This is a genomic window from Nocardioides sp. NPDC051685, from assembly GCF_044453405.1.
Taxonomy (GTDB): Bacteria; Actinomycetota; Actinomycetes; order Propionibacteriales; family Nocardioidaceae; genus Nocardioides.
The window spans coordinates 369,268-391,217 of record NZ_JBITCR010000001.1; the positions used below are offsets into that span (position 1 = coordinate 369,268).

General features: G+C 67.9%; 24 protein-coding genes. 11 read left to right on the forward strand and 13 right to left on the reverse strand.

Annotated features, from left to right (window positions below; all coding sequences use genetic code 11):
- Positions 1-165: 165 nt before the first annotated feature.
- From ACIA03_RS01825 to ACIA03_RS01850, 6 genes are all read right to left on the reverse strand, one after another.
- Positions 166-990, reverse strand: coding sequence for a 3-keto-5-aminohexanoate cleavage protein (locus ACIA03_RS01825; protein WP_396978662.1), 825 nt, complete (start codon positions 988-990; stop codon positions 166-168).
- A 118-nt stretch (positions 991-1,108) separates the two neighbouring features.
- Positions 1,109-1,408 (reverse strand): DUF1416 domain-containing protein, encoded by a 300-nt coding sequence (locus ACIA03_RS01830; protein ID WP_008360673.1) that lies wholly within the window; start codon positions 1,406-1,408, stop codon positions 1,109-1,111.
- Positions 1,408-2,256: a sulfurtransferase gene (locus tag ACIA03_RS01835; protein WP_396978665.1), complete on the reverse strand. Its 849-nt coding sequence runs from the start codon at positions 2,254-2,256 to the stop codon at positions 1,408-1,410. Before ACIA03_RS01835 ends, ACIA03_RS01830 begins: the two co-directional genes overlap by 1 nt.
- A 36-nt stretch (positions 2,257-2,292) precedes the next feature.
- A complete protein-coding gene (locus ACIA03_RS01840) occupies positions 2,293-2,754 on the reverse strand; it encodes a DUF4395 domain-containing protein (RefSeq protein WP_396978667.1) in 462 nt (153 codons plus the stop codon).
- Positions 2,755-2,996: 242 nt separating this feature from the next.
- Positions 2,997-3,458, reverse strand: a complete 462-nt coding sequence (locus ACIA03_RS01845) for a thioredoxin family protein (RefSeq protein ID WP_396978669.1) — start codon at positions 3,456-3,458, stop codon at positions 2,997-2,999.
- A gap of 29 nt (positions 3,459-3,487) precedes the next feature.
- On the reverse strand, positions 3,488-3,778 hold the full coding sequence (locus ACIA03_RS01850; protein WP_396978671.1) for a MerR family transcriptional regulator: 291 nt from the start codon (positions 3,776-3,778) through the stop codon (positions 3,488-3,490).
- A gap of 96 nt (positions 3,779-3,874) precedes the next feature.
- Here ACIA03_RS01850 and ACIA03_RS01855 point away from each other — a divergent pair, with 96 nt between their 5' ends.
- Positions 3,875-4,309, forward strand: a complete 435-nt coding sequence (locus ACIA03_RS01855) for an Hsp20/alpha crystallin family protein (RefSeq protein WP_396978673.1) — start codon at positions 3,875-3,877, stop codon at positions 4,307-4,309.
- A gap of 93 nt (positions 4,310-4,402) precedes the next feature.
- Here the strand turns inward: ACIA03_RS01855 and ACIA03_RS01860 are convergent, their stop codons facing one another.
- Positions 4,403-4,672 (reverse strand): MoaD/ThiS family protein, encoded by a 270-nt coding sequence (locus ACIA03_RS01860; protein WP_396978675.1) that lies wholly within the window; start codon positions 4,670-4,672, stop codon positions 4,403-4,405.
- Between the two features lie 120 nt (positions 4,673-4,792).
- Between ACIA03_RS01860 and ACIA03_RS01865 the strand changes: the two genes are divergently transcribed.
- The 6 genes from ACIA03_RS01865 (at position 4,793) to ACIA03_RS01890 (ending at position 11,946) form a co-directional block, all read left to right on the forward strand.
- Positions 4,793-5,539, forward strand: a complete 747-nt coding sequence (locus ACIA03_RS01865; protein WP_045549627.1) for a response regulator transcription factor — start codon at positions 4,793-4,795, stop codon at positions 5,537-5,539.
- Positions 5,540-5,548: 9 nt separating this feature from the next.
- On the forward strand, positions 5,549-6,367 hold the full coding sequence (mshD, locus tag ACIA03_RS01870) for a mycothiol synthase (RefSeq protein ID WP_396978678.1): 819 nt from the start codon (positions 5,549-5,551) through the stop codon (positions 6,365-6,367).
- Between the two features lie 11 nt (positions 6,368-6,378).
- Positions 6,379-7,365, forward strand: a complete 987-nt coding sequence (locus tag ACIA03_RS01875; RefSeq protein ID WP_396978680.1) for an ADP-ribosylglycohydrolase family protein — start codon at positions 6,379-6,381, stop codon at positions 7,363-7,365.
- Between the two features lie 80 nt (positions 7,366-7,445).
- On the forward strand, positions 7,446-7,736 hold the full coding sequence (locus tag ACIA03_RS01880; protein ID WP_396978682.1) for a hypothetical protein: 291 nt from the start codon (positions 7,446-7,448) through the stop codon (positions 7,734-7,736).
- Positions 7,729-11,052, forward strand: coding sequence for a putative T7SS-secreted protein (locus ACIA03_RS01885; protein ID WP_396978684.1), 3,324 nt, complete (start codon positions 7,729-7,731; stop codon positions 11,050-11,052). The genes ACIA03_RS01880 and ACIA03_RS01885 overlap by 8 nt, the downstream gene beginning before the upstream one ends.
- A 3-nt stretch (positions 11,053-11,055) precedes the next feature.
- Positions 11,056-11,946, forward strand: a complete 891-nt coding sequence (locus tag ACIA03_RS01890) for a hypothetical protein (protein ID WP_396978686.1) — start codon at positions 11,056-11,058, stop codon at positions 11,944-11,946.
- Between the two features lie 61 nt (positions 11,947-12,007).
- Here ACIA03_RS01890 and ACIA03_RS01895 read toward each other — a convergent pair whose 3' ends face one another.
- From ACIA03_RS01895 to ACIA03_RS01915, 5 genes are all read right to left on the reverse strand, one after another.
- On the reverse strand, positions 12,008-12,313 hold the full coding sequence (locus ACIA03_RS01895) for a WXG100 family type VII secretion target (protein WP_396978688.1): 306 nt from the start codon (positions 12,311-12,313) through the stop codon (positions 12,008-12,010).
- Entirely contained in the window at positions 12,306-12,629 is a 324-nt protein-coding gene (locus ACIA03_RS01900; RefSeq protein WP_396978689.1) for a WXG100 family type VII secretion target, read from the reverse strand. The genes ACIA03_RS01895 and ACIA03_RS01900 overlap by 8 nt, the downstream gene beginning before the upstream one ends.
- 88 nt (positions 12,630-12,717) lie before the next feature.
- Positions 12,718-13,677, reverse strand: a complete 960-nt coding sequence (locus tag ACIA03_RS01905) for a YgfZ/GcvT domain-containing protein (RefSeq protein WP_396978691.1) — start codon at positions 13,675-13,677, stop codon at positions 12,718-12,720.
- A gap of 9 nt (positions 13,678-13,686) precedes the next feature.
- Positions 13,687-14,118 carry a Fur family transcriptional regulator gene (locus ACIA03_RS01910; RefSeq protein ID WP_396978693.1) on the reverse strand — a complete coding sequence of 144 codons (432 nt, stop codon included), beginning with the start codon at positions 14,116-14,118 and terminating at the stop codon, positions 13,687-13,689.
- 5 nt (positions 14,119-14,123) lie between these two features.
- A complete protein-coding gene (locus ACIA03_RS01915; protein WP_396978695.1) occupies positions 14,124-14,627 on the reverse strand; it encodes an FABP family protein in 504 nt (167 codons plus the stop codon).
- A gap of 60 nt (positions 14,628-14,687) precedes the next feature.
- On the opposite strand from ACIA03_RS01915, the gene ACIA03_RS01920 reads away from it, so the two are divergent.
- Complete coding sequence (locus ACIA03_RS01920) at positions 14,688-15,047, forward strand: DsrE family protein (RefSeq protein WP_396978697.1); 360 nt, start codon at positions 14,688-14,690, stop codon at positions 15,045-15,047.
- Between the two features lie 105 nt (positions 15,048-15,152).
- The gene (locus ACIA03_RS01925; protein WP_396978699.1) at positions 15,153-17,777 is read left to right on the forward strand and encodes a hypothetical protein; all 2,625 of its coding nucleotides are present in this window, start codon (positions 15,153-15,155) and stop codon (positions 17,775-17,777) included.
- Between the two features lie 109 nt (positions 17,778-17,886).
- On the opposite strand, the gene ACIA03_RS01930 is transcribed toward ACIA03_RS01925, so the two are convergent.
- A complete protein-coding gene (locus ACIA03_RS01930) occupies positions 17,887-18,933 on the reverse strand; it encodes an alpha/beta hydrolase (protein WP_396978701.1) in 1,047 nt (348 codons plus the stop codon).
- 122 nt (positions 18,934-19,055) lie between these two features.
- On the opposite strand from ACIA03_RS01930, the gene ACIA03_RS01935 reads away from it, so the two are divergent.
- Together ACIA03_RS01935 and ACIA03_RS01940 are read left to right on the forward strand one after the other, a co-directional pair.
- Positions 19,056-21,251 (forward strand): RNA degradosome polyphosphate kinase, encoded by a 2,196-nt coding sequence (locus ACIA03_RS01935; RefSeq protein ID WP_396978703.1) that lies wholly within the window; start codon positions 19,056-19,058, stop codon positions 21,249-21,251.
- Positions 21,252-21,332: 81 nt separating this feature from the next.
- Positions 21,333-21,950: a DUF47 domain-containing protein gene (locus ACIA03_RS01940; RefSeq protein WP_396978705.1), complete on the forward strand. Its 618-nt coding sequence runs from the start codon at positions 21,333-21,335 to the stop codon at positions 21,948-21,950.

Below are 21,950 nucleotides of genomic sequence, written 5' to 3' on the forward strand. Positions count from 1 at the left end.
GCGCAAGTGCCCCAGCCCGAAGAGCGTTCGCAGCGGAGACCGGAACAGATGCGCCGACTCGACAACCAGAACCGAGACAGACGCGCCGACTCGGCGGCTTGAAGCGAGACAGACGCGCCGACTCGGCGGCTTGAAGCGAGACAGACGCGCCGAGTCGGCGGGTGGTTACCGCTTCAAGCCGAGGAGGGCCCAGGCTTCGTCAGTGGTCATGGGGGTGCGCTGGGCGACCGCGGCGGCCTCGACGGCACGCTCGACGAGCTGCCGGTTGGCGTCGACGGGGACCCCCTTGGCGAGGGTGAGGACGTCCTCCATCCCGACCCGCAGGTGGCCACCCATGGCCAGCGAGGTGAGCATGACCGGGAGGGTCGAGCGGCCGATGCCGGTCGCCGACCACGAGGTCACCTCGGCCGGCAGCGCGGCGACAGCCGCCACCAGGGCCGCCGAGGTGCCCGGCATGCCGCCGGGAACGCCCATCACGAAGTCGACGTGGACCTTGCCGCCGGCGGGCAGCCCGTACTTCGCCAGCAGCCGCTGCAGCGCGGCGACGTGGCCAAGATCGAAGAGCTCGAACTCCGGCACCACACCGCGCTCCTGGGTGAGCTGATAGAGCTCGGTGATGAACGGCCACGGGTTGGAGAAGACGTCGTCGCCGAAGTTGGTGGTGCCCATGGTCAGCGAGCACGAGTCCGGCCCGGCGTCGAGCACCTTCAGCCGCATGTCCAGGGGATCGTGGACCGAGCCACCGGTGGAGAGCTGCACGATCAGCTCGGTCTTCTCGTGGAGCGCGTCGACCGTCTCGGTGAGCCGTCCGAGGTCGAGCGTCGGCGCGTGGTCGTCGTCGCGGATGTGGACGTGGATCATCCGCGCCCCCGCCTCCTCGCACTCGACGGCCGTCGCCACCAGCTCCTCCAGCGTCGTCGGCAGCTGCGGGTAATCTTCCTTCGCGGTTTCCGCCCCGGTCGGCGCCACGGTCACAAGAAGTCCAGTCACCCGAACAATCTAGCGCCATTCAAGCGATCCGCCGCAATATCTCCATCACCTGATGACGAAAACGACGTGGGAGCCCCGGCGTCAACCAGTGACACCGGGGCTCCCACGTCTGGGATCGTCAGCCGATCGGGATCGTCACCTCGGCGACGTTGCCGACCGCGGCGTGGACCTTCTTGTCCACGGGCTCGGCCTTCGGCGCGAGCGTACGCAGCGTCCACTCGCCGTCGCCGGCGAAGAACCGGAAGTGGCCGGTGGCCGAGGTGGGCACCTCGGCGGTGAACTCGCCGGTGCGGTCGAGCAGCCGGACGTACGCACCGTGGACCGGCTCGCCATCACGGGTCACCTGACCCTGGATGACCGCCTCCTTGGCGACGTCGACGCCGGCGAGCGAGAGCCCGCCCTCAGTCGCGCCGCACATCAGGCGACACCCGGCTCGTCGCCGGTCACGACCGGAACGCCGACGAGGGAGCCGTACTCGGTCCACGAGCCGTCGTAGTTCTTCACGTTCTCCTGGCCGAGGAGCTCCTTGAGCACGAACCAGGTGTGCGAGGAGCGCTCACCGATGCGGCAGTAGGCGATGGTGTCCTTGCTCCAGTCGACGCCGGCCTCGGTGTAGATCTCCTTGAGCTCCTCGTCGGAGCGGAAGGTGCCGTCGTCGTTGGCCGCCTTGGACCACGGGACGTTGGCGGCGGTCGGGATGTGACCGGCGCGCTGGGCCTGCTCCTGCGGGAGGTGGGCCGGGGCGAGGAGGCGGCCGGCGAACTCGTCGGGCGAGCGCACGTCGACCAGGTTCTGGGTGCCGATGGCCTCGACGACCTCGTCGCGGAAGGCGCGGATCGAGTGGTCCTGCTCCTGCGCGGCGTAGGTGGTCGCCTCGCGAGTGACGGCCTCGTCGGTCAGCTCACGGGAGTCGAGCTCCCACTTCTTGCGACCGCCGTCGAGCAGCTTGACGTCCTGGTGGCCGTAGAGCTTGAAGTACCAGAACGCGTACGCCGCGAACCAGTTGTTGTTGCCGCCGTAGAGCACCACGGTGTCGTCGTTGGCGACGCCGCGCTCGGAGAGCAGAGCGGAGAACTGGTCCTTGTTGACGAAGTCGCGACGGACCTGGTCCTGCAGGTCGGTGGTCCAGTCGAGCTTGATCGCACCCTTGATGTGGCCCTTGTCGTAGGCCGTGGTGTCTTCGTCGACCTCGATCAGCACCACCTTCGGGTCATCGAGGTGCTCCTCCACCCACTGGGCGGAGACGAGGGAGTTCTCGCGGGTCATCTAGGTACCTTTCGTTGTGTGTCTTGCGTTCAGGGGTCAGGCCGACGGGGAAAGACCCAGTCGCCTGATCAGCAGGTAGAGCTCGCAGCCGAGGCAGAACCGGAAGACGGCATTGAGCACGGCCGCGACGAGTGCGAGGCCGAGGGCGATCTGCGCCACGAGCGTGGCGCTGACGAGGTAGCCCACGAGCGCGACCAGGAGGAAGGCGAGGCCGACCCCCTGGGCGAATCGGGGCGGTGCCGGGTCCTCAAGCTCGTCCGGCGCACCGAGGCGGGGACGTACGAACTTCTTGAAGAGCCAGGCATGTGGGGTCCGCTGAACGCCGAGACCTGCCCCGATCGCGAAGAGCACGGTCTGGATGACCGTGACCACCAGAGCCCATGGCTGCGGGAGCAGCAGAGCCAGGAGGATCACGACCACGGTCAGCGCCGCGGTGAACTGCGGGCCACGAGGGTCGATTCCGGCCTGTGTCGCCGTCTTGCTCGAGGTCTCAGACATAGGTGTGCTCCTGCGAGAGTGAAGGGGAGGTCGTCAGGACGAGCCTGACAGGCGAAAGCGATCCCCGGTGTCGACTGGGTCGACAAATCTCAGGGAATCAGCGGCAGGAACGACACAGCGCCGAGCGCACGCGGCAGTGATCCACTGCGCGGCGCTTGGTCAGCATGGTCGAGAACATGCGATGACAGTAGCGCGATGCTCGACGGGCACGAAACGAATGTCTCAGAATACGGACCGACGTGTCACGATTCGAGATCGTAGGCCGGGATCGCGCTCAGCACCTGCTCCTTGCGCGGCGCACCGGAGGCCCGGGCGACCTCGTTGCCGGCACCGTCCAGCACCAGCGTCGTGGGAGTTCGCAGGACATCGAGGCGGCGAACCAGGTCGAGGTGGTGCTCGGCGTCGATCTCGATGTGAACGACCCCCGGAACGATCTCGGCGACCTCGCCCAGGATCCTCCGGGTCGCCCGGCAGGGTGCGCAGAAGGCGCTGGAGAACTGCACGAGCGTCGCGCGGTCACCGAGCTCGGCCTCGCCCAGCGCATCGGTGACCGCATCCCAGGCGTGCGGCTCGGGCGCGTGATCCTCGTGGCTCACATGGAGCTCCTTCGTGCCTCGGAAGCGGCCGTCGGTGAGCAGCCGGAACAGCCCGAAGGCGAGCGCGACAGCTATCGCGATGACGGCGATCCAGGCTCCGGTGCTCATAGACCTATTGAACCGGTAACCCGCCCCGCTCATTCCCCCGAGGCGCGCCGAAGCCTCTCGTTGACCGCTTTCAGGCGGCATACGTCCTCCTCCAGGGCCAGCACACGGGCGATGCCGGCGAGGTTGAGTCCGTCGGCGAGCAGGTCCCGGATGCGGACGAGCCGCTCGATGTCAGCGACCGAGTAGAGCCGGGTGCCGCCCGCGGTGCGCGCAGGGTCGACCAGTCCCCGGCGCTCGTAGACGCGGAGGTTCTGGATCTGCATCTCGGCCATCTCGGCGGCCACCGAGATGGCGTAGACAGCCCTGCTTCGCTCCGTCACAGGATCGATTCTGACATGTGGGGTTGAAATTCCCTAGACACTGGAATATATAAAAGGTGTATCCGCTGATATAGATCCCGTGAGGAGGGAATCATCATGCTGATCCGAAGCACGGACCCATTCCGCGAGTTCGACCGCATCACCCAGCAGCTGCTGGGCGGCGGCACCACCAACCGCCCTGCCGTGATGCCGATGGACGCCTGGCGCGAGGGCGACCGGTTCGTCATCGAGTTCGACCTTCCCGGTGTCAGCCCGGACACCATCGACCTCGACGTCGAGCGCAACGTGCTCACCGTCAGGGCCGAGCGGGTCGCCAAGAACGGCGACTGGCAGATGCTGGCCAGCGAGCGCGTGCGCGGCACCTTCAGCCGTCAGCTCGTGCTCGGCGACAACCTCGACCTCGAGCACATCGAGGCTGCGTACGACGCCGGCGTGCTGCGCCTGGTCGTGCCGGTCGCCGAGAAGGCCAAGCCGCGCAAGATCCAGATCGCCACGAGCTCCCAGCCGGAGCCCGCCGCGATCGAGAGCTGAGGAGCCAGGTCGAGCACCGGCTGAGTCGTGCCCGACCCGGCAGGCCCTTACGCAGGTGAGTCACCGGGCGCGGGCTCCCCAGCCACCTGTGAACTAGCCCCCCGCGAACGGGGGGAGGAACTCGACCGTCGACCCCGGTGGGATCTCGATCCCGCCGGGGTCTCCCGTACCCGCCGGGCGGTCACCGATCAGGGCCGAGCAGACCTTCAGCACCTCGGGGAGGCGGGTGTCGGCGTGCAGCTCCGCGGCGCGGCGTACGACCTCTTCCAGCGTCAACGGGCCGTCGACCTCGAACCGGTCCGACGGCGTGCCGGCCGCTGACTTGGCCGCAGCCCAGTAGCGGACCTCTATAACGTTCGTCACTTTCTCGTGGACAACCTTCCTATGTCACCGCAAGGTTTCGTTAATATGGTGCAACGATCACCTCACCGAGGCTCAATGTTGCGTTTCGGTGCTCCTCACATCCGGACCGAGAGGCACCCCATGAGCTCGCTTCTGTTGTTGACCAGTTCTCTCCAGCCCTCGGCAGACGTCCTTCCCGGGCTATCGCTCCTCGGCCATCAGGTGAAGATCCTTCCTGCTGAAGGTAGCGCGCTCCTCGAGGCGCCCGACTCCGACCTGCTGCTGGTGGACGGTCGGCAGGACCTCGCGCAGGCCCGTGACCTGTGTCGCCTGATCCGCACCACCGGCACCGACGTCCCCGTTCTGCTGATCGCCACCGAGGGTGGCCTCGCCGTCGTGTCCCACGACTGGGGCATGGACGACGTCGTGCTGCACACCTGCGGCCCGGCCGAGCTCGAGGCTCGGATCAAGCTCGCGATCGGCCGCATCTCGGCGGCTCGCGACGCCTCCGACCCCGAGGCCCACGTCATCCGCTCCGGCGAGGTCGTCGTCGACGACGCCACCTACACCGCCAAGATCGGCGGCCGCCCGCTCGACCTGACCTTCAAGGAGTTCGAGCTCCTGAAGTTCCTCGCCCAGCACCCGGGCCGCGTCTTCTCCCGCCAGCAGCTGCTGCAGGAGGTGTGGGGCTACGACTACTTCGGCGGCACCCGCACCGTCGACGTCCACGTACGTCGCCTGCGCGCCAAGCTCGGCCCGGAGAACGAGACCCTCATCGGCACCGTCCGCAACGTCGGCTACCGCTTCGTGCTGCCGTCGAAGAACAACGAGGCCGCCGCCGACGGCGCCCGGCTGACCCCGTCTCCTCGCCTGGGGGCCGACGCCTAGGCTGCACCCATGGCACTCACCGTCGAGCAGCTCCTGGCCATCGCGAAGGCGACCGAGGCGTACGACGGCGTGGCGCCGCTCGACGAGGCGACCCTCCTGACGCTGCGCAACCGACCTGAGGACGCCACGATCTGGGGTGACGTACGCGGGTTCGGGCTCTTGATCGGCACCGAGCTGTCGCTGGTGGTGCTGACCCAGCATCGCGGCGTCGGCCTGGGGCGACAGCTGCTGCTTCGCGCGCCGTCGCTTCCCGCCGGGACCACGGCGTGGTCGCACGGTGACAACCCCGCTGCAGCCCGGCTGGCCGCCGGCCAGGGTTGGGAGCGCACCCGTGAGCTGTGGGTGATGCGGCGTCCGGTCGCCGGTCTGCCGCCAGCTCCGGAGACCCCGGAAGAGATCCTCGTACGCGGCTTCGAGCCCGGCGACGAGGCCGAGCTGCTCCGGGTCAACGCCGCCGCCTTCGCACACCACCCCGAGCAGGGCTCGCTGGACGAGGCCGGGCTGCGGGAGCGGATGTCGGAGCCCTGGTTCGACGCATCGGGGCTGATCACCGCCTGGGAGGGCGAGAAGCTCCTGGCCTTCCACTGGACGAAGCGTCACAGCGAGACCGAGGGCGAGGTCTACGTCGTCGGCGTCGACCCCGCGGCCCAAGGTCGCGGCCTCGGCAAGCTGGCCACCCTCCTCGGGTTGCACCACCTGGCCACCACCGGGGTCGAGCGGATCCATCTCTACGTCGAGGGCGACAACACCCCGGCCGTACGTCTCTACGAAGGGCTCGGGTTCACCCGTGCCGCGGCGGACACACACGTCCAATACACGCGCAGCTAGTCTCTGGTCGCGTGGAGCTGACCCAATCTCATCTCACTCAGCCTCAGAGTGACCGGGCCGTCGGGGCCATCGTCGGGACCGCGGTCGCGGATGCGCTCGGGGCGCACTACGAGTTCGACCGGCCACCGCTCGGGGCGGACGAGAAGGCGCAGATGCTCGGTGGCGGGCTCGGCCCGTTCGCACCCGGGGAATGGACCGACGACACGACGATGGCGTGGTGCATCCTCGATGCGGCGGCCGCCGGCCACGATCTGCGCACCGACGAGGGGCTGACCGCCGTCGGCCGCAACTTCCGGGAGTGGTCGGAGTCGGAGCCCAAGGACATCGGCAACCAGACCGCCCGGGTGCTCAACACCGCCGGCCCGTCGCCGACCGCCGCGCAGCTGCGGCACGTCTCGGAGAAGCTGCACGAGATGACCCGGCACACGGGCGGCAACGGCTCGCTGATGCGTACCGCACCCGTCCCGCTCCGCTATCTCGGCGACCGCCCGGCCGTCGCCGAGGCGGCCGCGGCGGTGAGCGCCCTGACCCACTGGGACGAGCACGCGCAGTCGGGGTGTGCGCTGTGGTCCCTGGCGATCGAGCACGCGGTGATGCACGGCGAGCTCGACGTACGCTCCGGCCTCTCCCTCCTCTCCCCCGCCGAGGCCACCTTCTGGACCGAGAAGCTCGACGAGGCCGAGACCGAACCGCCGGCGACCTTCAACCCCAACGGCTGGGTCGTCACCGCGCTCCAGGCCGCCTGGTCCTCGATCGCACAGACCCCGGCCACCGGGCCCGAGCACTATGTCGAGGCCCTGAACACCGTCATCCGGATCGGCAACGACACCGACACCACCGCCGCCATCGCCGGCGGCCTCCTCGGCGCCCGCTGGGGCGCCTCCGCCATCCCCGCCGAGTGGCGCAAGCTCAGTCACGGCTACCCCGGCATCCCCGGCGACTTCCTGATCACCTTGACCCACGACGCGATCCGAGCAGGGCTGCGCGCACAGTCCTGACGGGTTATTCTCAACCACGTTTCGTTGTCATTCGGGGGGCAAGCGTGGCGTATGAGTTCGGGGTCGATTTCGAGTCTTTGATGACGGCCGCCACCGGGCTGAACGACACGATCGAGGCATTGAAGAAGAAGGACGTCGAGGACTTCGTGCCGACCTCGGACATGCTCGGCAGCGACGAGGTCTGGTCAGCCGTCGAGGAGTTCAAGGACCGCTGGGAAGAGGGCCTCAACAACCTCTCCGAGGACGTCACGAACATGGCAGGCACGCTCGGCAAGGTGGCCGCCAACTACGCTGAGCTCGATTCGAGCGGCGCAGACCTGATGAAGACCGCGCTCGCCGCTGCCCGCGATCTCGGCGGGCACGATGCCTGACTTCGAGATCAAGGGTGATCCCGGCGGCATCCGCTCCAGGGCCCGCACGATGGTCAAGAAGGCCGACCTGTTCAGCGGCACCGGCTCCGCACTACGTGACCTGGACACGAAGGAAGGCTGGTACGGCCGCTCTGCGGATCGCTTCGGTGACAAGAACGACCAGGAACCGTCTCGCTGGTGGGAGGCCGGCGGTGCATTCCGCTCCGGCGGCGCCGCGCTCAATGCGTACGCCGATGCCCTCGAGCACGCCCAGAACGAGGCCAGACGCGCGAAGGAGGAGTATCAGCGCGGCGAGGATGCCACCCGGGAGGCCAAGGCTGCGTACGCCGAATACGAGGGCCGCTACAACAAGCTGAAGTCGCAGGCGATCGCCGACGGCCTCGCGTATCCCTGGGCGAAGGAGGCGTTCACCGATCCCGGTGACGAGCTCCGCAAGAACGCCCTGGAGATCTTCGCCGCCGCCAAGCGCGGTCGCGAGGACGCCGCTCGCATCTGTGCCGTCGACGTACGCAGCGCCTGCCGCAACGCTCCCGAGAAGCGCAACTGGCTCGAGAACGCGCTGCATCATGGGGCCGAGGTGGCTACGGGTGCCGGCGAAGCTGTGCTCGACCTGGTGAAGATCGCCTTCTACGGAAGCGTCGCACCCGCCCTCCCGATGGTCTACTCGTTCGAAGGTGCTTTGACGGATCTCGGCCTGGTCGACGGTCGGACCACTGAGGAGATGCTCGCGAAGGCAGAGCTCACCGCCGAAGACGCAGAGAACATGTGGAAAGCCGCGAAGAAGGACCCGAAGGCGTTCGGGGAACAGCTCGGCAAGGGCCTCATCGACTGGGACACCTGGGCCGACAACCCAGCGCGCGCGATTGGCCACCTGGTCCCCGACATCGTCGCCGGTATCCTCACCGGTGGCACCGCCACCGCCGCCTCGCGGGGCCTGAGGATGGGCGCCGACGCCATCGACGCCGTCAATGACATGAGCCGTGCGGCCGGCGGTCTCAACCGCGCCGCTGACGCCGTCGACGCTCTTGGCGACTCGATGAACGTCACCAAGAAGCTCTTCGGCAGCGGCGTCCCGACGCCTGATGTTCCCGACCTCGAGGCTCCGAACGCGCGCGGGATCGACGCTCCAAGGACCCCCGACAACCCAGGGACGTCTGGCGTCTCCGAGGCTCTTCGTGCCCCGGCAGGCAGCGCTCCCGATGCGCCCGCCGTGCATGGTTCGACCCCAGAGTCACATGCAGCAACGCAGCCAACTCATGGATCTGCGCCGAATCCGGATTCCTCAGCGGCCCCGGACCTTCCCGGCCACGGGACGCCAGGCTCGGACTCGTCCAACAACCCGATGAACCATCTCGAGTCCCGGCTGGGCACGGTCTCGGACACGAGCCATAGCTTCCTGGAGAACAGGCTCGGCGGACTCGGTGACGTGACTCCAAGCCCCGCTCCCCACGACACGCCGCACTCACCGCTCGGGGACGACCCGACGCGACCTGTTCACGGGGCCGACCTCGACGACAAGTCCGCCTTAGGTGACGATTCTCAGGCCGACGATCGGTCACGTTCCGACCCCACCCACGATGGCGGCGGAGATGCGAGCGCCAACCACGACGTCGACTCACACGACGCGGCGGATGGGGGGCGAGTCCAGCCCGGCGAGGATCCGGTGCACGTCGATGACCACGTCAAGCCCGAGGAGAAACTCAACCGGGACGACTATCCCAACACCCAGGACTACGCCGGCGAGGCTTACAACAGGATCAACCCGTACCTGCGCGGTGAATACGACACGGCGCCGTTCATGGATGCCGACGACATGATCGTTGGCGTCAAACGCGAGCTCGACTCGCTGCCACCGACCCAAGAGGTCAGCCACCGCGGCATGTACATGGAACGCTCGGCGGTCGATCGCCTCTTCGGTGGAGAACGCTTCTCCGACCCGGCGTTCCTGAGCACGACCAAGTCGCCAGACGTCGCCAGCAATTGGGTCGACGAGCTGCACGACAACCGCAGCCCGGATGCCGCCCCGAGGGACAAGGTCCTGTTGCGGGTCGAGGGCCACTCCGGCCGGGACATCAGCGACATATCTCTGAACCCGGGCGAAAAGGAGATCCTCTTCAAGCCCGCCACGGAGTTCGACGTCGTCGGAAGACACTGGAACGACGCGGAGGGTCGCTGGGAGATCGACCTACGCGAGGTCGGCCACCCAGACCCCGGTGGCTCACATGCCGATGACCTCCTCGACGGCTCCCGCCCTGACAGTCACGCCGACGGTAGCCACACCGACCCCGACGCGGATTCACCCGAACATGCCGATTCCAACGACCCGGAGAGCTCCACGACCGATTGGCCCTCTGAATGGGGGACCGGCCAGTACGACCCACTGCTCGACGGCCACTTTCCACACCTTCAAACTCCAGAGCCGATGCTTGATAGCATCAAGAATGTCAATGAAGTTGGATATTGGGCAGACCCCGATCGATACGGAAACAATTGCCATAACGTCGTCGAGGCTCTGGAACTACGAGCGCGCGGGTACGATGTCACGGCCGCACCAACGGTTCAGAGCGTACGATTCGAACAACTTACCGAGGGACAACTCGGGCCCGTCAACATGGTTGACTCATTCGAAGGTAGACATCTCCCAAATATCGCGTCCGATTGGCGCGCGCCGGATGGCTCCGCGGGGAAATTCGAGTTCCTGAGCGATTACAGCAAAGAGAGTCCCGGGGAGGCTCTGTCAAAAATGACCGAGTCTTGGCCAGACGACGCGCGAGGTTTCATCTCGGGACAGTGGAAAGACGGAGGCGCCCACATCTTCTCGATCCACAAGGGACCCGACGGCATCGAACTCATTGACGGACAAATAGACAAGCCGGACGCCTCAGAATATCTAGACATGATGCGATTCAACGAACGATCTGTTGAACAGCCCTGGGCGGACCTGCGCGTGATGCGCATCGATAATCTCGAGCCGACCGAGCACGTTCTTGGGTCAGCTCGTCCTCGCACCATGGATGAGTACCATGAAGCCGTCGCGTGGGGCGAAGCGATTCATCACGGTGATCCTGCCGGCTTGCCAAGTGAGAGCGTTCAGCGAGAAATCACCGCGCATGCCACCTGGCGCGAACGCAACGAAGAACTCATCGAGCATTTCCGCGAGATCGCAAGCGACCCATCGAAGTCCATTTCCGAGCGAAATGAAGCAGCAGGAATGATACCTTCACTTCAGGATCAGATCCACAGAATGGAATGGGGGAAGTATCGATTCCTCACCGATCTTCACGAAGCCAAATTCAATCTTGGAGGGCCAGGTTAACAGATGCTGACATTCGACGAGGCGCGAGGAATTCTATTCGAGTTCCTGCAACGAAACCCTCCCGGAATCTCGGGGACTCTCTATGTCGCCCCAGATGGGTTTGAAGACTCGACCCATTACATGCCCGCATACGGCGCACGAGAGTATTTCGTCGATGGTATCGAGGCGCACGTCAGGCTCGACAACACGGTTTCCTTTGTCGATAAGGAAACCGGTGTGATCACTCAGAAGTACCGGTTCGACTGCTTGGACAAGATCCGTGCAATGACACCGATCCACGGGTCCGACACGATCGGTACAATAGACCCGGAGCGCTATACGGTGACGCCGCGAACCAGCCCCCGTTCCAAGGTGTCAACACCGCCACCGCCACCACCTGCCCCCACCCCGGCCCCCACACCGCCCGCTGACCCGATGTTGGAGAAGGCGCGGGCTCTGGTGGAGGAGCTCCGGCGGGTGCCATCCTGGTGGGGTGTGAGTTTCCGCGGCTTCACCCGGGAATCACAGTTCGGGCTCGGCACGCGGAGCACAGTTGCGAGAGGACTCGTGCCGGCGTCACGCAACCTCCGGATGGCGACCGAGAACTACACCTGCGCCGGGGCGTACGCGATCGTCGGCCCCGACGGCCGGGCGATCGAAAGTATCGCGATCAAGGACGAACAGGAAGTCGTGTTCCTGCCAGGCACGTTCTTCCAGTTCGTCGGCGACTTCGAAGTCGCCGGGTTCCCGATCCGGCTGGTCAACCAGACCACCATCAACCCGGCCGACCGGGCAGAGGTCGACTGGGACAACATCCGCGCCCGCGTCGCGACCCTCCACGAGTACGAGACCAAGAAAGTCAAAGGCAACTACCGCATCCACACGCCGGGCAAGTTCATCGGCGACATCCACTGACCACATCATTGCCAGGTGAAGGAAGATTCGTTCACCCGCGACGACGTCCCTGCCACATGGGTCAGCCGATGGCGGCGACGTTGCGGGCCTCGGTGTCGTGGACCTTTTCTACGTATTGCCCGATCGCCTTGCCGATCTCGCGCAGGGCTTCGGCCGAGCGGTGGCCGGCCACGACAAGATCCTTCTGGGCCTCGTCGTGAGCCTGGCGAGACCGGTCTTGACCCGTGGTCTCCCAGCCGCCGATCAAGGCGTTGACATCTTCGGCCATACGGTCGAAGAAGGCCTTCAGCTCATCGGCCTTCCCGATCAGCAGCTGATTGATCTCCATCAGGTCGGTCTCGTCCGCTTCCAGCGTCACCTCAGCCACGTGCGTCTCCCAACCTGGCATCCATGTCGGACGGGAGCGCCCGCTCCAGCGCCTGACCCGACGCGGCAACGCCTTCGTCGGCGCCCCGGAAGATCATGTCGACGGCATAGAGGCCGGCAGCGTACTCAGCCATCGACTCACCGAGCTTCGCTGTGTTCTCGAACCAGAGGTTGATGGCTTCCCCGAAGCCTTGCGCAGCGCTGCCCTTGAACCGCTCCGTGCTGCCCTCCAGCTTCCCGCCGAAGTCGGTCAGCAGCTCATGGAGCTCGCTGATGCGCGCCTCGACCAGCTTCGCCGCCTGGGTCTGTTGACCCACGACGATCCTCATCTCACCCATTCCGAACCCCCGAGCATGTTAGTGACCGCAGCCAAGCATCCCGGATGCGTAAGCGGGTTGGCCAGGCCTACCGCAGCGGGCGGATGTGGAGGCCGATCTCCGGGTCGACGAGGACCTCCTGAGCGACCGGCATCCCGTCCACGACGAGCTGCGCGTCCACTGGTACGTTCCGCTTGACCAGCCCCAACGCGATCGGGCCGAGCTCGTGGTGCCGAGCGGACGACCCGACGAACCCCACCGTCTTCTCCCCGAAGACGAGCTCAGAGCCAGCGACAGGCAGCCGGTTCTCGGAGCCGTCAAGGTGGAGCAGGACCAGGCGCCGCGGCGGACGGCCCAGGGTGTGGACGCGGGCGACCGTCTCCTGGCCGCGGTAGCAGCCCTTGTCGAGGTGGACCGCATACTCCGCGCCGACAACGTCCGCGGACCCCGGCACCCAGCCGACCTCGTTGGGGATCGTGCGCGCATCCGTGTCCACGCCGAACCGGGGCTCGCCACGCTCGATCCGGAGAGCCTCGAACGCCCAGAACCCGCAGGCGGGACCCGCGGCAGCGGCGTACGTCTCCAGGGACTCGCGCGGGACGAAGGAGTAGCCCTGCGCCGGACGCCACACGGACGCCTGCGACGTCTCGAGCGTCACCGTCACGTCGGACCAGAACTTCATCCGCTCCAGGTAGCCGACCAGCGCCGCACCGGCGCCCGGCTCGGTCCACGCCAGGAAGGCGGAGCCGTCGTCGACGCCGGAGAAGAAGTGCTCGACATGTCCCTGCGGGGACAGGATCAGGGCCGAGGTCCAGACTCCCGGGGCCAGGCCCTCGAACGCCTGCGAGGTGAGCGAGTGCAGCCAGGTCAACCGATCGGGCCCACCCACCCGCACCACGTCACGATGGGAGAGGTCGACGAAGCCCTCGCCCGAGGCCAACGTCCGCTGCTCCAGGTTGAACGATCCGTAGTGCGCGGCGACGGGTGCGTCGGCACCATCGCCGGCGACGGCGCCGGGCAGGGACAGAAGCGGGCTGGCAGTCATCATGCTGTGCTCCTACGTGGGCTCGGAAGAACAGTCGACGCACGCCCCGAAGACAGTCAGATGAGCGACGTCTGCCTCGAAGGCGTACTCCTCACGCAGCCGCTCGCAGATACCGTCGGCCACAGAGGGGTCAACACTGGTGACCTTCTGACACTTCCTGCAGACCGCATGAAAATGCGGACGCCCTGAGACCGAGTGGTAGGTCGAGGCGCGCTCACCCAGGTGGGCGTGGCGCACCAGGCCCAGCTCCTCGAGCACCTCGAGGTTGCGATAGACGGTGGAGAGGTTGATCGCGGAGGACGACTCGCGTACGACGGCGAGCACCTCCTCGGGGGTGGCGTGCCGCAGCCGCTCGATCGCACCGAGGACCAGCTCGCGCTGGGGCGTGAGGCGGTAGCCCTTCGCCCGAAGGGCCTCGCGCCAGTCCTCAGCGGCCTCGGTCATCGCGACTACTTGGTGACTCGCTTGAGCCGCGCCCACAGGTGCGGCTGCAGCGCCTGATCCATCGCGGCCATGTCGTACGCATAGAGCAGGTCGCCCTCGACGTTGCCGTAGAGACGCTTGCCGGCGGTGTATTCCTTCGCCGTCTCCGTGCGGGCGACCGCGTCGGTGGTGACTTCGAGCTTGCCGCCCTCGGCCTTGCCGTACCACACCTCGACGATGCCGGAGCTGTGCGTCATCACCCACTCGACCTCGCCCTCGGGGCGGAAGCGGACGAAGCCGGTCTCCAGGGCCGCGTCGCGCACCTTCTCCCCCGTCTCGGGGTCGATGATCCACGAGCGCGCGAAGTAGTGGAAGAACGGTCGCCCGTCGTGGGTGAAGATCAGCTCCTGCCCGAACTCGAACTTGTCGATCGTCGGATAGTCACCGTGCCCGTTGCCCTGCCAGGTGCCGAGCATCCACGCACAGGGACCGGCGTCGGGGTGAAGGTTCTCCGGAAGTTCGAAAGCCACACACTGAGTTTAGGCGGTACGTCGGCTACGACCCGAAACGCAGGCGCTAGTGTGCTCGGCATGCAAGAACTCGTGGTGAAGGTGACGGTGGGCGCCGAGGCGCCCGAGCGTACGAACCAGGCCTTCACGGTCGCCTCGGCGGCCGCGACGGCCGGCGCGAAGGTGTCGCTGTGGCTCACCGGTGAGGCGACGTGGTTCGCGGTGCCCGGGCGCGCGGAGGAGTTCACCCTGGAGCACGCGGCGCCGCTGCAGGAGCTGATCGGGCTGGTCATCGAGGCCGGCCAGGTGACCGTGTGCAGCCAGTGCGCCTCCCGTCGCGACCTCTCCGAGGAGGACCTGATCGACGGCATCACCATCAAGGGTGCGGTCGTGTTCGCCGAGGAGATCCTGCGCGACGGCGTCCAGGCGCTCGTCTACTGACCTCGCCGCCAAGGAGAACTACACTTATGTAGTTCCAGGTAGCGGGCGTGTTAAACCTTTCGGAGACTCCACACGCCGCCTACTTGGCCGTTAGCATTCACCCTCGTGAGCACGCAGACCCCCAGTGGCAAGTGGTGGAGCCGGGATTCGGCCGCCCAGCCGGGTGAAGACGAGGACCTGACGGCGCGCGCTGCGGAACTGGCCCGCGCGGCCGCCGCAGCCGAGTCGCTTCGCATCGCAGCCGAGCAGGCGGCAGCCGAGCAGGCGGCCGAGCGGCTGGTCGCCGAGGAGTCCGCCGCCCAGCACGCAACCGCCCGCGCCAAGGCAGACGAGACCGCCAAGCTCCACGCCGAGCTGGCCGCCGACGCCCACCAGGCTCGCGAGGTCGCGGAGAAGGCAGCCGAGGAGTACGCCCGCGCCAGGGTCGAGGCCGAGAAGCTCGCCGACACCCGTGCCAAGGAGCGCGCCGAGGCCGAGGAGGCCGCGGTCGCCAGGGGCAAGGAGCTGGAGGCGGCCGAGCGCCGCCTTCTCGAGGCGGCCCGCACCGCCGAGGAACAGACCCGCGCACGCACCGAGGCCGAGGAAGCCGCCCGAGCCAAGGCCGAGGAAGCCGCCTCCGCAGCCGCCTCCGCCGCCGAGGCGCACACGAAGGCAGCCGAGCACGCCGAGCTGGCCCAGGCCGCCTACGCCGCGCGCAGCGTCGCGGAGGCCGCCGCCGAGGACCGCCTCGAGGAGATGGACGAGCTCCGCGACGCGCTTGCCGCAGCCGAGAAGGCTGCCCGCAAGGCCGCCGACGAGGCCCGCAACGCCTACGAGGCACGCAGCGAGGCGGAGGCCGCCGCCGAGGCCGCCTACACCGCCCGCGCCGCGGCCGACACCCGTTCCGAGGAGCTCGCGCGGATGCGCGAGGAGGCCGACGCTGCCGCGGCCGGCCGAGCCGACGAGGCGCTGGCCGCGTTCACCGCGCGCCAGGCCGCCGAGCAGGCCGCCAACGACCGCGCGACCGAGGCCGAGAAGGCCGCCGCTGCCCGCATCACGGCCGAGGAGTCCGCGGTCGCGATGGCGACGCAGGCCGAGCGGGCCGAGCAGGCCCGTAAGGACGCCGAGGCTGCGGCCGAGGCCGCCTATGCCGCCGCCGAGGCCGCGGCCACCGCCCGCGCCGAGGCCGAGGAAGCAGCGAAGGAGGCCTTCGAGGAGCGCAAGGCCGCCGACGCCAACGCCGAGGACCACGCGATGACCCGGGCCGCGGCCGAGGCCGCGGCGGCCGATCAGTACGCCGTGGCAGCCGAGGCACTTGCCGCGCGCACCGAGGCGGAGGAGGCCGCGCTGCGCGCCTTCAAGGCCGCCGACGCCGCCAACGACGCCCGTCTCGAGGCCGAGAAGAGCGCGAAGCAGTACGCCGAGTTCGCCGCTGCCGCAGCACACGAGGCCAACGAGAACGAGGAGCGCTACCGGCAGCTCACCGAGCTCGCCTCCCAGGCCGAGCAGGCCGCCGAGTCCGCCAACCTCGCGCGGATGGCGGCCGACCAGCGCGCCTCCGAGCACGCCGATCTCGCGGTGCAGGCCCTGGAGGGCCGTCGCGCCGCCGAGCGTGCTGCGACCGAGGCCAACGAGGGTCGTCGCGCGGCGGAGTCTGCGCTGCGTGCCGCGCACGAGGCGATGACCGAGGTCGTCACCGCACAAGCCCGTGAGCGCGAAGAGGCCGAGCGCCGGATGACGGAGATGATGAACCGTCTCGCCGACGTCCAGGAGCAGGCCACCGAGGCCGTACGCCTGCGGGCCGAGGCGGAGGAGGTCGCCGGCCAGAAGGCGATCGACCGCCAGGCTGTCGAGGCCTCGATCCTGCACAACACCGAGCTCGTCGAGCAGGCCATCGTGGATCGACAGATCGCCGAGCGCCGCAGCGCCCAGCTGGCCAAGCAGCTCGCCGACCTGCGCGAGGCCGTCATGCTCGCGGTCAAGGGCGGCAGCACCAACAAGCGTGCGATGCAGGCCCTCGAGCTCACCCTCGCGGCGACCCCGGTCCCGCCCGAGGCGAGCCTCCCGATCCCGGACGCCCCGGACGAGCCACTCGTGGTCGAGCCCCTCGCGCCCGTCGAGACCGCCAAGGCCACCGCGCCCGCGCCGGTCGACTCATCCTCGCCGACCGCCGGTCCGCCGACCGCCCCTGTGACGCTGCCCGAGCGGCCGTCAGGCAAGAAGCAGACCACCAAGAAGCAGGGGTCGTCCAAGGAGCCGCTCCCGGAGCCGACGGCCCTGCCCGACACTCCCAGCGACTCGCTCCCCCAGCGCTCGAGCGGCTGGCTGGCCGCGGTCAAGCTCGCCGAGTCCGGCAGGTTCCCCGGCGCCAAGATCCCCGGCGCCGGCACCTCCGAGCCCATCCAGGCCGCCGAGGACGCCGCTGTCGGCGAGACGGAGGGCGACCCCGTCGGCACCAAGCAGCTGACCGTCCGCACCTTCCACCCCGAGGACGGCTCGCTCATGACCGAGAGCACCGTGACGGTCACCGAGGAGGGTGTGCTCGACGTACGCAAGGACGAGCAGACCCACACCTACGACCTCTACGACACCCACACCGACATCACCATCAAGGGCGAGCCGGCCACCGACGAGTGGGTCGTCGAGTTCAACACCGACGAGGCCGGGGCGGTCCAGGTCGACAAATCGATGGTCGACCCCGAGGCGTTCCAGCGGGAGGTACTCCGCTGGCGCCCCGACATGGCCGGCTGAGCGTCGTCCCAGCACGCACCCGGCGGCGTTGTCGTCGGTCGACGGCCAACCCCAGGCCGCCTTCCCTCCTCCGCCTTGCCGGGCACGCACTGGGACGACGCTCAGCTCCTTACAAGTTGTCCTTCAGCACTCGAGCGATCTCGAGGACTGCCGCGCGTGCCGTACGCCCGGCGCCGACCACGTTCAGGAACCCGTGGATCTGGTCGGCGAAGCGCCTGTGCGCGACCTTGACCCCGGCCTCCTCGAGCTTGGCGGCGTAGGCCTCGCCCTCGTCGCGCAGCGGGTCGAAACCCGCGGTCGCGACGTACGCCGGGGCGACCCCGCTCGTCGGGATCTCGGCGTGCAGCGGAGCGTGGCGCGGGTCGCGCCGGTCGGTGCCCTCGGGCAGGTAGTTGTCGGTCGCCGCCGCGATGAAGTCGGCGGTCAGGTAGAAGCCCTCGCTGAGATCCTCGCGGCTGCGGGTGGCCGCCTCCGACTGCGTCACCGGGTAGATGAGCAGCTGGAACGCACAGGCCTCGCCGACCGCGAGCGCGACCCCGGCCGCCAGGTTGCCGCCGGCCGAGTCGCCGCCCACCCCGATCCGGGCCGGGTCCGCACCGAGCTCGGCCGCATGCTCGACCGCCCAGCGGAAGGCCGCGACCGAGTCGTCGTACGCCGCCGGGAACGGTGACTCCGGCGCCAGCCGGTAGTCGACCGAGAGCACCTTGACCCCCGACTCGCTGGCCAGCAGCCGGCAGGGAGCGTCGTGGGTGTCGAGGTCGCCGAAGATGAAGCCACCGCCGTGCAGGAAGACCAGCAGCGGAGCGTTGCCCGAGACGCCCTCGGGGCTGTAGAGCCGCGCCTTGAGGCCCGCGACCCAGAGCTCACGCACCGACCCGATCTCCTGGTGACCACCGCCGAGCTGCGACTGCCGCAGCAGCGCCACCCGCCCCTTCGGGATCGGCAGCGTCGACGGGTCCGGCTCCCCCGACACCTTCAGCAGCGCGAGCATGATCTGCGTGTCCACCGCGAGCGTCTGCCCGTCGTACGTCACCGGCTTGCCGACGATCCGCCGCTGCACCGCAGCCGGCAGGTTCATCGCCGTCGTGAAGGCAGGCTTCTTCACCTGCACCAGCAACGGATCGATCAGGGACGACGCACGCGCGAGAATCGACATGCGCCCAAACTACCGGTTATCAGGGACATCGTGTAACAGGTAGTTCGCCAGATGACCGGACCAAAGGCCAGAGTTCGGATCATGTCTCCCGCTAGGTCACGCAAGTGAGTCACACTAGCCCCATGAGTCTCGACCCGCAGGCCCCCACCCGCTCGGCCGAGGACACCGTGAGCCTGACCGCGGTTCCCGACCAGCCGTTCGACGTCGAGCCCGAGTACATCCCGGACCACGAGGCGCTGGCCGAGGTCGAGAAGTACGAGGACCGGTTCCTCGACCGGGAGCTGTCCTGGCTGCGATTCAACGAGCGGGTGCTGGAGCTGGCGGAGGACGACACGCTGCCGCTGCTGGAGCGCGTACGCTTCCTGGCGATCTTCACCTCCAACCTGGACGAGTTCTTCATGGTCCGGGTGGCCGGGCTCAAGCGGCGGATCGCGGCAGGGGTGGCCGTGCGAGCCGCCTCCGGGCTGATGCCGCGCGAGGTCCTCGAGGTGATCTGGCGGACGACGCGGGAGCTCTCCGAGCGGCACGCCGCGGTCTTCCGCGACAAGATCAAGCCGGCGCTGCTCGAGGAAGGCATCCAGCTGCTGCACTGGGAGGACCTCACCCCCGAGGAGGTCAAGGCCTGCAAGAAGCTGTTCAAGGAACGGGTCTACCCGGTGCTGACGCCGCTCGCGGTGGACCCGGCGCACCCGTTCCCCTACATCTCCGGCCTCTCGCTCAACCTCGCGGTGCGCCTGCGCGACCCGAAGACCAAGAAGAAGCACTTCGCCCGGGTGAAGGTCCCGCCGATCTTCAGCCGCTTCGTGCCGCTGGGCAACGACCGCTTCGTGCCGCTGGAGGAGGTCATGCGGGAGCGACTGCAGAAGCTCTTCCCGGGCATGGAGATCATCGAGGTGCACACCTTCCGGGTCACCCGCAACGAGGATCTCGAGGTCGAGGAGGACGACACCGAGAACCTCCTCACCGCGCTGGAGAAGGAACTGCTCCGGCGGCGCTTCGGCCCTCCCGTACGTCTCGAGGTGCAGGAGTCGATGACCGACTCGACCCTCGACCTGCTGGTCTCCGAGCTCGGCATCTCCGACAAGGAGGTCTTCCGGCTGCCCGGCCCGCTCGACCTGCGCGGGCTGCACGGCATCGCCGACATCGACCGCGAGCAGCTGAAGTATCCCGCCTTCGTGCCGAGCACCCACCCGGCCCTGGCGCCCGTCGAGAGCGCCGCGCCGGTCGACGTCTTCAAGGCGGCCCGCCGTGACGACGTACTCCTCCAGCATCCCTACGACTCGTTCGCGACCAGCGTGCAGCGCTTCATCGAGCAGGCGGCGGCGGACCCGCGGGTGCTCGCGATCAAGCAAACCCTCTACCGGACCTCCGGCGACTCCCCGATCATCGACGCCCTGATCGACGCGGCCGAGGCCGGCAAGCAGGTGCTGGTGCTGGTCGAGATCAAGGCGCGCTTCGACGAGGTGGCCAACATCCGCTGGGCACGCAAGCTCGAGCAGGCCGGCTGCCACGTGGTCTACGGCCTCGTCGGCCTGAAGACCCACTGCAAGCTGGCGATGGTGGTGCGCGAGGAGCCCGACGGCACGATCCGCCGCTACACCCACATCGGCACCGGCAACTACAACCCGAAGACCTCCAGGCTCTACGAGGACATGGGGCTGATCACCACCAACGAGGAGATCGGCGAGGACGTCGCCCACCTGTTCAACAACCTCTCCGGCTGGAGCCGGGAGGCGACGTACGAACAGCTCCTGGTCGCCCCCGGCAACGTACGCAACGGCCTGATCGAGCAGATCCACGCCGAGATCGCCCACCATCTGGCGGGGCGTCCGGCAAGGATCCGACTCAAGGCCAACTCGGTGGTCGACGAGGCGATCATCGACGCGCTCTACCTGGCCTCCCAGGCCGGCGTGCCCGTGCAGCTGCTCGTGCGTGGCATCTGTGCGCTCCGTCCGGGCGTGGAGGGGCTCAGCGAGACCATCGAGGTGCGTTCGATCCTGGGCCGGTTCCTCGAGCACTCCCGGATCTTCTGGTTCGAGAACGGTGCCGCCGACGACGGGGACGGGCCGAACGCCTGGATCGGCTCGGCCGACATGATGCACCGCAACCTCGACCGCCGGGTCGAGGCCCTCGTACGCCTCCCCACCCCCGAGCTCGTGGCCGAGGTGGGCGCACTGTTCGACCTGGCATTCGAACCGACCACGGACGCCTGGGTCCTCGGGCCCGACGGAACCTGGACCCGAAACCACGCTCCTGACCATCTGCAGGCGATGCTGATCACACGACAGCGCCAGCGCAGGCGCGCCGCGGCAGGCTGAACACGCCCCTGGCTTTCGTCGTGTCAAGCGGACTCGCCTAACATGAGCCCGCAGGTCTGCCCATCCAGCCAGGAGCCCCCCGTGCGTTTCCGAATCCGACCGGTCGACACGTCGTTCTACGACCTGTTCGCCGAGTCTGCCAACCACCTCGTAGGCGGTGTGTCGCTGCTCGCCGAGATGCTCAGCGACAGCGCCGACCGTGAGGACGTCGCGCGACGCATGCGCGACGCGGAGCATGCCGCCGACGAGACCACCCACGAGCTGGTCAAGAAGGTGAACTCGACCTTCGTCACGCCGTTCGACCGCGAGGACATCTACGCCCTCGGCTCCGGTCTCGACGACGTGATGGACTCGATGGACGAGGTTGTCGACCAGATCTTCGTCTACGGCGTCAACATCCTGCCGCCGGAGCTCTCGGACCAGGTCACCGTGCTGCAGCGATGCGCCGAGCTGACCGCCACCGCGATGCCCAAGCTGCGCTCGATGAAGGAGCTCTCCGAGTACTGGATCGAGATCAACCGTCTCGAGAACCAGGGCGACAAGAACCACCGTCGCATCCTCGCCAAGCTCTTCTCCGGAGAGTACGAGGCGCTCGAGGTCCTGAAGCTCAAGGACATCGTCGAGTCTCTCGAGGACGCGATCGACGGCTTCGAGAAGGTCGCGAACATCGTCGAGCAGATCGCCGTCAAGGAATCCTGA

What these genes read in the sequence shown, in the direction of transcription:
- ACIA03_RS01835 (WP_396978665.1), bottom strand. Translation starts at nt 2,256, where the DNA reads ATGACCCGCGAGAACTCCCTCGTCTCCGCCCAGTGGGTGGAGGAGCAC.
- ACIA03_RS01905 (WP_396978691.1), bottom strand. Translation starts at nt 13,677, where the DNA reads ATGATGACTGCCAGCCCGCTTCTGTCCCTGCCCGGCGCCGTCGCCGGC.
- ACIA03_RS01910 (WP_396978693.1), bottom strand. Translation starts at nt 14,118, where the DNA reads ATGACCGAGGCCGCTGAGGACTGGCGCGAGGCCCTTCGGGCGAAGGGC.
- mshD (WP_396978678.1), top strand. Translation starts at nt 5,549, where the DNA reads ATGGCACTCACCGTCGAGCAGCTCCTGGCCATCGCGAAGGCGACCGAG.
- ACIA03_RS01880 (WP_396978682.1), top strand. Translation starts at nt 7,446, where the DNA reads ATGACGGCCGCCACCGGGCTGAACGACACGATCGAGGCATTGAAGAAG.
- ACIA03_RS01830 (WP_008360673.1), bottom strand. Translation starts at nt 1,408, where the DNA reads ATGTGCGGCGCGACTGAGGGCGGGCTCTCGCTCGCCGGCGTCGACGTC.
- ACIA03_RS01840 (WP_396978667.1), bottom strand. Translation starts at nt 2,754, where the DNA reads ATGTCTGAGACCTCGAGCAAGACGGCGACACAGGCCGGAATCGACCCT.
- ACIA03_RS01935 (WP_396978703.1), top strand. Translation starts at nt 19,056, where the DNA reads ATGAGTCTCGACCCGCAGGCCCCCACCCGCTCGGCCGAGGACACCGTG.
- ACIA03_RS01855 (WP_396978673.1), top strand. Translation starts at nt 3,875, where the DNA reads ATGCTGATCCGAAGCACGGACCCATTCCGCGAGTTCGACCGCATCACC.
- ACIA03_RS01890 (WP_396978686.1), top strand. Translation starts at nt 11,056, where the DNA reads ATGCTGACATTCGACGAGGCGCGAGGAATTCTATTCGAGTTCCTGCAA.
- ACIA03_RS01845 (WP_396978669.1), bottom strand. Translation starts at nt 3,458, where the DNA reads ATGAGCACCGGAGCCTGGATCGCCGTCATCGCGATAGCTGTCGCGCTC.
- ACIA03_RS01920 (WP_396978697.1), top strand. Translation starts at nt 14,688, where the DNA reads ATGCAAGAACTCGTGGTGAAGGTGACGGTGGGCGCCGAGGCGCCCGAG.
- ACIA03_RS01930 (WP_396978701.1), bottom strand. Translation starts at nt 18,933, where the DNA reads ATGTCGATTCTCGCGCGTGCGTCGTCCCTGATCGATCCGTTGCTGGTG.
- ACIA03_RS01865 (WP_045549627.1), top strand. Translation starts at nt 4,793, where the DNA reads ATGAGCTCGCTTCTGTTGTTGACCAGTTCTCTCCAGCCCTCGGCAGAC.
- ACIA03_RS01885 (WP_396978684.1), top strand. Translation starts at nt 7,729, where the DNA reads ATGCCTGACTTCGAGATCAAGGGTGATCCCGGCGGCATCCGCTCCAGG.